Genomic DNA, 9436 nt, shown 5'->3' with positions numbered 1-9436 from the left:
CCTTACACCCTTACACCCTTACTTCAACTCAAACTCCTGCTCCGACGTCTGATCATTCATTTTGAAGATTACCTTGTACTTTCCAGGTAGCAGGTAGTACTTCCCATCGTCAGCAGGTTCCATCTCTGGTAAGCTCTCGTCTTTTTCGAGATTTTTTTCGAGATATTGGCGATAAGCCGGCCACGCATCTTTACCATAAGTAAAGTCATAAGTCGCATATTGTAAACCTTTATCTAGATTTACGGAATAAGTATGAAGTACCGGTCCGTCCTCGGCCTGAATACTTACTTGTGCCTTACCTGATTGACTAGCAAAAACGGGAAGATTAAGGCTAGGAACGTTGTCACGCGACCAACTATCCCGTCCCCAAGAACGGCTGCGACGCTGATTGTCTATTTTGAAAAGATGGACGGCCTCCGCGAGTACTTCGCTGGTAAGTGCCTGTAACTCACGTGCAGAAGCTCGGTACAGCGAACGACCATGGGTGCCAATAATAATGTCTTTATCACGAGGGTGAATAACGATGTCGTGCACTGGTGCTCCGGCTAAACCTTTAAGGAAAGCATGAAAAGTAGCGCCGTTGTCTAAGGAAAGGTAGGCGCCATGGTCAGTACCTACATAAATCATACCTTCGACTTCGGGGTCTTCTTTTACGACGTTTATGGGTTCTTGAGGAAGGTCCCGGCCTATGATCTCCCAGGTTTTACCATAGTCATCAGAACGGAATAGCATGGCATTCCAGTTGTCCCAGCGGTAGCCATTAAGCGATAGGTAGACTCGACCTTCCTGGTATTTACTAGCTTGAACGCGGCTCACCCACATGTCTGCTGGTAAACCGGCAGAGATATCTTCCCATTGGAAACCGCCATCTTTACTTACGTGAACGCGCCCGTCATCAGAGCCTGCATAAAGGAGGCCAAAACGTAAAGGCGATTCATGGATGGCACTGAGCGTTCCATAAGGGACGTCCCCTTTTTGACCGCCATGAGTAAGGTCAGGTGAGATGATGGTAAAATCCTCTCCTTGGTTGAGCGAGCGATGCACAAAATTAGACCCCATATAAACGATATCAGCGTTGTGTTCTGAAAGATGAATAGGAGTCTGCCAATTCCATCGGTAGGGGCGTTCTCCCAGGTCATGTTTAGGGGTGATGTAAGCACGGTCTTTCGTTTTGGTATTCAAGCGGAAGTAGTTGCCAAACTGAAAGCCAGTATAAACGGTAGCATTATCGCGGGTATCTACGGCTACTTGCATACCGTCGCCACCCATGATCATTTCGTAAGGGTATTGTCCACTTTGCTGCCACCTGGTAGAAGGTTCGTAGGTGTGGTCTCCCATCCAGACACCGTTGTCTTGTAGGCCACCATACACCTTATAAGGTTTAGCCATGTCAACGGCTACGTAATAAAACTGCCCTAATGGTGGATGATTACACTTGATCCAGTTTTCGCCGTCGTCGTAAGAGATATTGATTCCACCATCATTACCCAGGATAATGTGTCCGTCCCGGTCGGGGCTGATCCACAGGGCATGATGGTCTGAATGTACATTGGCGCCATTAATGCCTTGCCAGGTGGTACCACCGTCGTCACTTCGAATGACAGGCACTCCCATGATGTATATCCGATTGGCATCACGTGGAGATACCTTGATTACACCAAAATAGTAGCCATAGGAGTAGTAAACACCATCGATGTAATCATCATGGGTTTTTGACCACTTCTTGCTGTTATTTACCATGCGATATACTTCCAGTCCTACGACTTCGGTATCAAACAGCAGGCTGTTGGCGCTCTCGGTATACTCTACCAAGGTGAGGGGAGTGATTTCGCCATCGGCGATCATTTGCTGGACCTTCTTTGTGTTGTATTCTTTAGGGAAACCATTCTGTCGAAGGTATTCCTGTAGCTGTTTCTCGGGGAGTTTAGCAAAATCAGTTTTGCTCATGCTTCGTAGGGCATCTTTGGTTAGCCCCTCCTCTTCGTCGGCTTCTTTTGGGCGTCGGTTGTAGTTGTCGATAGAAGCATAGAGAATAGGCGTACGCCCTTGATAGCCCATCGCCAGCCCAATACGGCCAGCGCCTTCCCCGGAAGGGAACCCGCTTTTAGGTCCACTGATCAATGACCAGCTACCACCGCTATCGGTACTTTCATAAATGCCAGAACCCTTGCCAGCCTCGGTAAAGTCCCAAGCCCGGCGAGTGCGTTCCCAGGTGGCTGCGTAGAGATGTTCAGGATTCATTGGGTCGATGACCATTTCTATACCTCCGGCGTTATTATTTACGAAGAGCGTCTTTTCCCAGCTTTCACCACCATTGGTGGTCTTATAGATTCCTCTTTCTGCGTTTGGCGAATAAAGGTGACCTAAAACGGCTACCCATACGGTATTAGGATTGGTAGGATGGATAATAATGCGGCCAATGTGGTGACTTTCAGGCAAACCGCGATGTTGCCAGCTTTTACCTCCATCAGTACTGCGATAAACCCCCAGACCAGCATAAGAAGAGCGGCTGGAATTGACCTCGCCGGTACCTACCCAAATAGTATTACTCTTCCAATCTACTGCCACTGCTCCCAACGTCATCACGTCTTGTTGATCGAAAAGGGGATTGAAAGTGGTTCCATTGTTATTGGTATGCCAAAGCCCCCCGGATGCATAGGCGACATAAAATTGGGTGGGATCTTCCGGATGTATTGCCATATCGACGACCCTTCCACTTTGAACGCTAGGGCCGATATTGGTAAAAGGAAGGTGCTTGACAAGTGAGTTGTCGCGCATTTTTTTCCTTTGTTCCACCGCCTGAAGTCGTTGTTCGGCAGGTGTTACGAGCGAAGGGACGCCCTGGCTATAGCCACTGGTAAGTATGGATATGGCGAAAAAACAAAAAATCAGGTATCTCATGTCGTTGGTATTGATGTAACTGCGTGAAAATAGAAAAATATCACGTGAGCTTTATCAACTTGAAAAGAAAAGCGAACAGGCATTGCGAAAAAAAGGTTTCAAAAGAAAAACAATAACATGAGTACCCCATCAGTAACGGGTTTTACGCAAGAACAATTAGGTGATTTACGGGAGCGACTGGAAAATAAACAGTCTCGTATATCAATCGAGTTAAAACGACTAGAAGAGGAAGAACTCCCAAACTTATACCGCAATGAAGAATCCAACGATGGGTACGGTGACGACGCCAAGAATGACCAGATCAGGCAAAGGATCGTAGCACAAATAAAACGTCGCCGGAGTGACTTGGAGGCTGTACGAGCGGCCTTGGGCCGAATGGAGAATGGTACCTATGGTGTTGACCAGCGGACAGGTAATCCTATTCGCTTTGAACGTTTACAAGCACTTCCTACTGCCCGAACGGCCATCTAGAGCTATCGACAAAGAAAATACTAATGGTTGTGCCCTTACCGCGATCTTGTGGTAGGGGCTTTTTTAGGTTGATACCCAAAATAAAAATAGCCCCGGCTGACTAGCGAGACTAAGCTTGACTTTGTACCCTTGTAATTTAGTGCCAGGTGTAATCAAAAAAAAGCTTCAAGGAGTAACCCTTAAAGCTTTTTGATGAATAGCATTGCTGTACTACCTCTATAGGATAGCCTCAGTTGAGTTTTTTACATTTTTTCGAGCTGTTGAGATACCACGTTTGAGTTTACTTTCTGTTCGCTCTACGGCTTCTTCTGCTTGATCTGCTACTTCGTCAACACCGTTGGTGAACTTGTTTTTCACGACAGTAGCTGCATGCTGAACAGCTTCTTTACTTTGGTCGATGTATTCGCTGGCCGTTGAGCTGAGGTTTTCTGCTTGCGTTTTTAGATAATCAGTGGCTTGATTGGTGTATTCTACAGCTGAAGTTTGCACTTCTTTACGAACTCGGCGGCCGTGGTCTGAATTTAACCAATATCCGGCTAAAGCACCTGCTAGCAATCCGAATCCTAATTTCCAATTTTGATTTTTTTGGTCTGACATATTTTAAACTAATTTTTATGGCTGTCAATAAAGACAGTAAATGTTGTTTTCTATTACTGTAACCCTAAGGAGTAAACAGATGTTCGTTGTAAGATTGGATTATTTGAATGTTAGAAGAAAATTACTCTTTACGGCGGAAATAATTTAAAATACGATAGCGGTCGTCGTCATATTTTTCTCTGAATACATCTTCCCTTTGGTAAAGGTCGTCGCGGAAAAGCTCGCTCACTGGTTGGAGGAGTTCTACGTTTGTCATGAAGATTTTTATTACAGCCATTATAGGAAGAGCAAGGATCATTCCGGCAATTCCCCACAAGGCACCACCAATCAATAAGGCAAGGATAGCCACAAAAGGATTGATGCGCACGCTTTTCCCTACGACCTTGGGAGTAATGATATTTCCTTCGATACTCTGAACGAAAATGTAGAAGATAATAACGGCTAGGGGATGCCACGTAAACCCGTAATTAGCTAATGCATACATTGCTGGTAGCAAACCACCCAAGGCTGTACCGATATAAGGAATGATGGCTAAACAAGCTCCTAAAATTCCCCAAAATAATGCTAGTTCGATGCCAATAAGATACAAACCCAAGGTGTTGAGGCTTGCTAGAATAAGGATGACGAGGAGTAGTCCATTCAAGTATTCTTTTGTGATTTTAACAACCTTGCGCATCATTAGCCCACCTTTTTTGCGGGCGTCTTCATCAAATTGATAGAGTAGGAATTGGTAGAACGAAGTTCGGTAGAGCAATAGAAAGAAGACGAAAATCAAGCACAGTAAGATAGACCCCAGCACATAAGCTGAAGAACCTAGTCCTGAGGTAAGTATTTGTGTCGGAATGTCGGCCCAACTAGAGAGGTTGTTTGTCAGCCAGTCTTCTACTTGGCTACCTCTCATCCCTAAAAGGTTTCCAATGAGCCGAAAACCTTGCTGGAGCCCTTCATTGAGTTTTCTGCTGATGTCGTCAAAATTACCAACAATTTTCCCCAATTGCATTCCAAAAAGAAGTATTAGACCAAAGATCACCGAAAGCATGGATAGAATACTGATGATAACACCCCACATGCGGTTGCCTAGCCGGTTTTCGAGCCAAGCTGAATATGGTTTGAGTAAAAATGCGAGAAAAGCAGAAAAAATGAGCGGGGCAAGGATAGGCTTGCCAATAATGATCAAATAACCAGCGAGGATAATGCTTAGCAGGAATGCCGCAAAGCGTAGAATGCTAAAGGTGAAGTGGTTCATGGATGGGTGGTTGTTTATCCTTAAACTCCTCTTTTAGGCCTATTTGTTCATTATTTCTGGTTATTAATTATGCCTGCTATTACCTCTCGGGGCAAGGTGTCGGCGATTTTTTCGCCTCCTTTGATTCCAAAATCCAGGGTTCTTATTGGGAAAGGAATCATGATATCGTTTTCGTCAAATGCCTTTTTAATGGCAATGATTGCATCACTCTGGGCTTTTAAGTAGTTTTTTTGACGATAATCGTCGACCCAAAACCGAAGGGTGAAGTTGATAGAGCTACTCCCAAATTCATTGAAGAAAAGTTCTACCTCACTGCCTTTGGTAATTGTTACGGATCGTTCTATGGTCTTAATGGCTAGATCACGAACCTTCTCCAAATCATCCCCGTAAGACACTCCGCAGCTTAGGTCAATACGTCGACGATTATTTGTACTGTAGTTTTTGAAAGGATTCTGATACGTGATCTTATTGGGAATAATGACTTCCTGGCCTTGGAGTGTTTCTATTACGGTAGAACGTAGGTTAATACTTTTAATGGTTCCGAAAAAATCGTTGCTTTCAACGAGATCTCCTAAATGAAAGGAACTTTTTGTCGACATCATAACCCCGGAAAACAAGTTGACAATAGGGTCTTGCAATGCCAGGCCGATAGCTAAACCAGCGACCCCTGCACCTGCTAGCAAAGATTGTAATGCGGTATCCAATTGCAATATGCTTAGCACAATCATGATGACCATTAAGACAAAAACAGCAGTGAAAACACTTGATATTAAGCTGTTGACAGAGCGATTATCGGAGAAACGGGTAATAATTTTCTGAGCATACTTATTGACGTAGCGTGCAAGGAATATACCAATCGCCAATACGATAGCTGCCAAAATGAGATTTGGAACAGCAACAACGATGTTGTTGACCCATCCCTCTAACTTTTCTGTCAGGTTATTAAAAGAGTTATTGAATTGTTGCATCCAGTTCTGCATAGTTGTTTTTTACGGTTCTAATTATATTCATGTAACTGGAATATAGGGGGGAGTGTTCGCAGATTAAATTTATGTTTTAACGAACATGTTTTTAATAATTGTGGTTGCAAAAGAAAACAATTATATAAATGAATTATTTAGGATTAAGTCAGGAACAAGTTGCTAGTACAGGTAAATCACTGAATCAGCTGCTGGCTAATTATCAATTATATTATCAGAATTTGCGCAACTTTCATTGGAATGTATCTGGTGAGAATTTTTTCGACTTGCATGAAAAATTTGAAGACCTTTATGAAGATGCGAGGTTGAAAATTGATGAAATAGCCGAACGGTTACTGACCTTGCGGTTGCGCCCATTATCTACGACTTCCGCTTATCTGGAATCAGCAAAAATTGAGGAAGCAGGCAAAGTGCTAGATAGCCACAAAATGGTGAAAATCATTCTTGAAAATCATAAAATACTTATCGCTGACATGCGTACGATTATCAGTCGTGCTGGTGAAGTTGATGATGAAGGTACTATTGAGATGATTGGCGGTTTCCTTAGCGAAATAGAGAAAAAGAGCTGGATGTTGGATGCTTGGCATTCCTCCCGCAGTAAGAAAAATTTTCCGGTTGAAGTATAACTCGCACTTGTATTTATACTGGCGAGCGATGTTAATCTAGGTCTTTAGATTACATGAAAATAATCAAGTGGTCTTGCCCTGAATATTGGGCTGGCCACTTTTTTTACCCTGAAAAATATACAAATGGAAATTTTAAATAAAAATGATCTCATTAAGTTGGCAGGTGTTACCTTTATTGACCAGCTTGTTGCTGGTCTGGTTTTGACATTTATCTGGTTACAAATCCTCAAGGATCGTCGTAGTACCAAAGGTTAAGAGCGTGTTTTACGACTTTCCTTTGGGAACGCTCTTGTTAGGATTTTGATACCACCGCTAGCCCTTCCGTGATCCGCTCATTTGATAGTTGCCAGTCTTTTTTGTCGGTTAAGATGTTACTTCAAGATTATTATTTTTTTATTCACACTTTTGAGTGATTGTTGATCTGTGATCTCAAGCCAATAGACACCACTGTCAAAATCAGAAAGATCTATCTGGAATTGTAAGTTTCCAGATCGTATCAGTTTGCCGTATGCGTCAAAAATCTTGTAGGTCAAATCTTCTAAACGTTCAACCTCAATTTTAATCAATCCACTTGTTGGATTTGGGTAAATGGCGATTTCTATTTTAGAAATATCAGCCAGGTTGGTAATCAAATCTCCATCTACGCAATCTTCGTCAATTCCATTGTTGGGTATTTCAATTCCATCAGGGTTGATATCATTGTTTTCGTCATCACAGTCCAAATTGTTATCTACAAAACCAGGCGGAATATCACAGGAGAAAAGCTCCGTATTGGGGTTTCCAAAACCATCCAAGTCGGCATCTGCATAATAGGGCAACATCGCCGGATTCTCTAAGATAGACATGCTGGCGGCAATTCCAAGGCTGGTATTATAATAAGAGCCGCTTCCCGTGGTTTCAAGTCGAATAGCTTTGACCATATAAGTGTAGTCTGTAAAAGGTTGAAGGCATGGGTCTACAAAGGTTGTTTGTTGTAAGAATTCTGATAGAATTTCCCAGTCACCGTCATTTGCTTTTCGATAAACAAAGTATCCATTCTCTGCTTCAATACTTGCTTCCCAGCTGAGGTTCATATCACCATCGGTAAAGGTCAATAACAAATTAGTTGCCGGTTTCATTGGATGTAACCTAAGGGTGGGGTCTCCCATTAATCCAGCATGGGTTGAGTGAGCACCAAATCCCTGATTGTAATTAAAGCTCATCGCATTCTGCGATTCCATCGCACAAAATCCAATATGCTTTCCTAGTGCCATTCGGTATAGATGCCAGACAGGCCTTCCTGCCCAGGCATTGGTGAGTACATCGCCGCTGGCAAGTGCTGATCTCAAAAAGTTGTTTTGGCTATCCCAGTCTCCAAAATAACTTCCAAAATTCATTGTAAATACGGTTTGGATATCTTTTGATGCCCATAGGTTTGCCGTGTTTCCTATACCTCCGGCACTGGAATAGGAACCTGGGCCACAAGCATAAGAACAAAGGTATGCTGCGGTATCAAGCACTACGTCGTAATTGCCAGAAGAGACATTTTCTGCGCCAAACATAGGAACAAAACTGCGCCAGCCACTTTGACCAAACCCTTCTTCAAAAGAAGCAAAATTGTTCTCAATAATTGCCCTTCGAGGGATGTTTTTATTTCCTATTCTGAATTCGTGATTTTTATTGAGATAATTCCTGGTTAGTTCTATTTCATCGTCTGCAAAAGCAGGAAGGTTGTAAAAATCTACTCTTCCCACTTCAATTTCAACGAGCCCCGGAATTGCAGTTTGATCAAATTTTCCATCTCCTGGGATGTTTTTATTTTGATCTCTGGAAGGTGTTGTGTTATTCACAAAACTATCCGTCCAGTTACCGTCCATTTCAGCGTAGTAAGTATCTGCCGACCAAGCCCCTTGGTGATTGGTATGGCCATCGTAAGCAGAGTTTCCTGAGTAAGGAACTGCAACTCTACCTAAAATAAGGAGCGCTTGAGAGTTGGTATAGTCATCATTGTACCAAGCCTGAATCAATGCTCTTACGTCTACGACCCCTAGCGACCTTGATACGTTTATGGTGTCGACTCCCCACCCGTCCATAGTTAAATCCAATATTAATTGGTCGATCTCGATTTGTAAAGGAACAGTTAGCGTGTCATCAATGGCAATCAAGCATCTACCCCGATCATGTGTTGCTGGTATTTCTATGCCGGAATAAATCAAACCCATTCCGGGAGCCCCACCAGGCGTTGTTTTATCTAATTGAAAGCCATAGAGCTGGCCAGTAGTAAGCGTTCCAATAGCATATTCATTGATTGTCCCATCAACATTTTCGATTGGATCAGTTGTAATGGTTGGGCCATACTCAAATTCGCTAATCTCATATTGAGAAGCCAAAGGATCAGGGATCCATTTCAGGACACTTTGATTACTGGCCGGATCGAATTCGAGCCATACCGGCACTGATTTTGTTAAATCCGACTGTACTTGCGAGAAAGCGGACGAAGAAATCATTAATAAAAAACAAAAGGCGTAGATGTTTTTCATGTTCAAATATTATATTTGCTTGTCTAGTAAATATAAGTAAGCGCTTGTTGGAGAGTTTCATTTGGTGAAAAATGAACTGGTGGCTATCCCCCCTTG

At 43.1% G+C, this 9436-nt stretch carries 8 protein-coding genes; 3 read left to right on the top strand and 5 right to left on the bottom strand.

Features of this window, described 5'->3' with window-relative positions:
* Positions 1–18 precede the first annotated feature (18 nt).
* Entirely contained in the window at positions 19–2901 is a 2883-nt protein-coding gene (locus ACRBG0_RS14000; RefSeq protein ID WP_431487494.1) for a WD40/YVTN/BNR-like repeat-containing protein, read from the bottom strand.
* Between the two features lie 117 nt (positions 2902–3018).
* Between ACRBG0_RS14000 and ACRBG0_RS13995 the strand changes: the two genes are divergently transcribed.
* The gene (locus ACRBG0_RS13995; protein WP_431487493.1) at positions 3019–3372 is read left to right on the top strand and encodes a TraR/DksA family transcriptional regulator; all 354 of its coding nucleotides are present in this window, start codon (positions 3019–3021) and stop codon (positions 3370–3372) included.
* Positions 3373–3588: 216 nt separating this feature from the next.
* Here the strand turns inward: ACRBG0_RS13995 and ACRBG0_RS13990 are convergent, their stop codons facing one another.
* From ACRBG0_RS13990 to ACRBG0_RS13980, 3 genes are all read right to left on the bottom strand, one after another.
* Positions 3589–3969 (bottom strand): hypothetical protein, encoded by a 381-nt coding sequence (locus ACRBG0_RS13990; protein ID WP_431487492.1) that lies wholly within the window; start codon positions 3967–3969, stop codon positions 3589–3591.
* A 121-nt stretch (positions 3970–4090) separates the two neighbouring features.
* Positions 4091–5215 carry an AI-2E family transporter gene (locus ACRBG0_RS13985; RefSeq protein ID WP_431487491.1) on the bottom strand — a complete coding sequence of 375 codons (1125 nt, stop codon included), beginning with the start codon at positions 5213–5215 and terminating at the stop codon, positions 4091–4093.
* A 50-nt stretch (positions 5216–5265) separates the two neighbouring features.
* The gene (locus ACRBG0_RS13980; protein ID WP_431487490.1) at positions 5266–6195 is read right to left on the bottom strand and encodes a mechanosensitive ion channel family protein; all 930 of its coding nucleotides are present in this window, start codon (positions 6193–6195) and stop codon (positions 5266–5268) included.
* A 128-nt stretch (positions 6196–6323) separates the two neighbouring features.
* Here ACRBG0_RS13980 and ACRBG0_RS13975 point away from each other — a divergent pair, with 128 nt between their 5' ends.
* Entirely contained in the window at positions 6324–6821 is a 498-nt protein-coding gene (locus ACRBG0_RS13975; RefSeq protein ID WP_431487489.1) for a Dps family protein, read from the top strand.
* Between the two features lie 123 nt (positions 6822–6944).
* Positions 6945–7076 carry a hypothetical protein gene (locus ACRBG0_RS13970; protein ID WP_431487488.1) on the top strand — a complete coding sequence of 44 codons (132 nt, stop codon included), beginning with the start codon at positions 6945–6947 and terminating at the stop codon, positions 7074–7076.
* A gap of 116 nt (positions 7077–7192) precedes the next feature.
* Here the strand turns inward: ACRBG0_RS13970 and ACRBG0_RS13965 are convergent, their stop codons facing one another.
* Positions 7193–9340 (bottom strand): T9SS type A sorting domain-containing protein, encoded by a 2148-nt coding sequence (locus ACRBG0_RS13965; protein ID WP_431487487.1) that lies wholly within the window; start codon positions 9338–9340, stop codon positions 7193–7195.
* Positions 9341–9436: the final 96 nt, after the last annotated feature.

Source organism: Lewinella sp., from assembly GCF_050633125.1.
Lineage (GTDB): Bacteria > Bacteroidota > Bacteroidia > Chitinophagales > Saprospiraceae > Lewinella.
This window is presented reverse-complemented; position numbering and strand designations above follow the sequence as displayed.

Coding starts and splice junctions, on each gene's coding strand:
- ACRBG0_RS14000 (WP_431487494.1), bottom strand. CDS start 2,901: ATGAGATACCTGATTTTTTGTTTTTTCGCCATATCCATACTTACCAGT.
- ACRBG0_RS13975 (WP_431487489.1), top strand. CDS start 6,324: ATGAATTATTTAGGATTAAGTCAGGAACAAGTTGCTAGTACAGGTAAA.
- ACRBG0_RS13995 (WP_431487493.1), top strand. CDS start 3,019: ATGAGTACCCCATCAGTAACGGGTTTTACGCAAGAACAATTAGGTGAT.
- ACRBG0_RS13990 (WP_431487492.1), bottom strand. CDS start 3,969: ATGTCAGACCAAAAAAATCAAAATTGGAAATTAGGATTCGGATTGCTA.
- ACRBG0_RS13970 (WP_431487488.1), top strand. CDS start 6,945: ATGGAAATTTTAAATAAAAATGATCTCATTAAGTTGGCAGGTGTTACC.
- ACRBG0_RS13985 (WP_431487491.1), bottom strand. CDS start 5,215: ATGAACCACTTCACCTTTAGCATTCTACGCTTTGCGGCATTCCTGCTA.
- ACRBG0_RS13980 (WP_431487490.1), bottom strand. CDS start 6,195: ATGCAGAACTGGATGCAACAATTCAATAACTCTTTTAATAACCTGACA.
- ACRBG0_RS13965 (WP_431487487.1), bottom strand. CDS start 9,340: ATGAAAAACATCTACGCCTTTTGTTTTTTATTAATGATTTCTTCGTCC.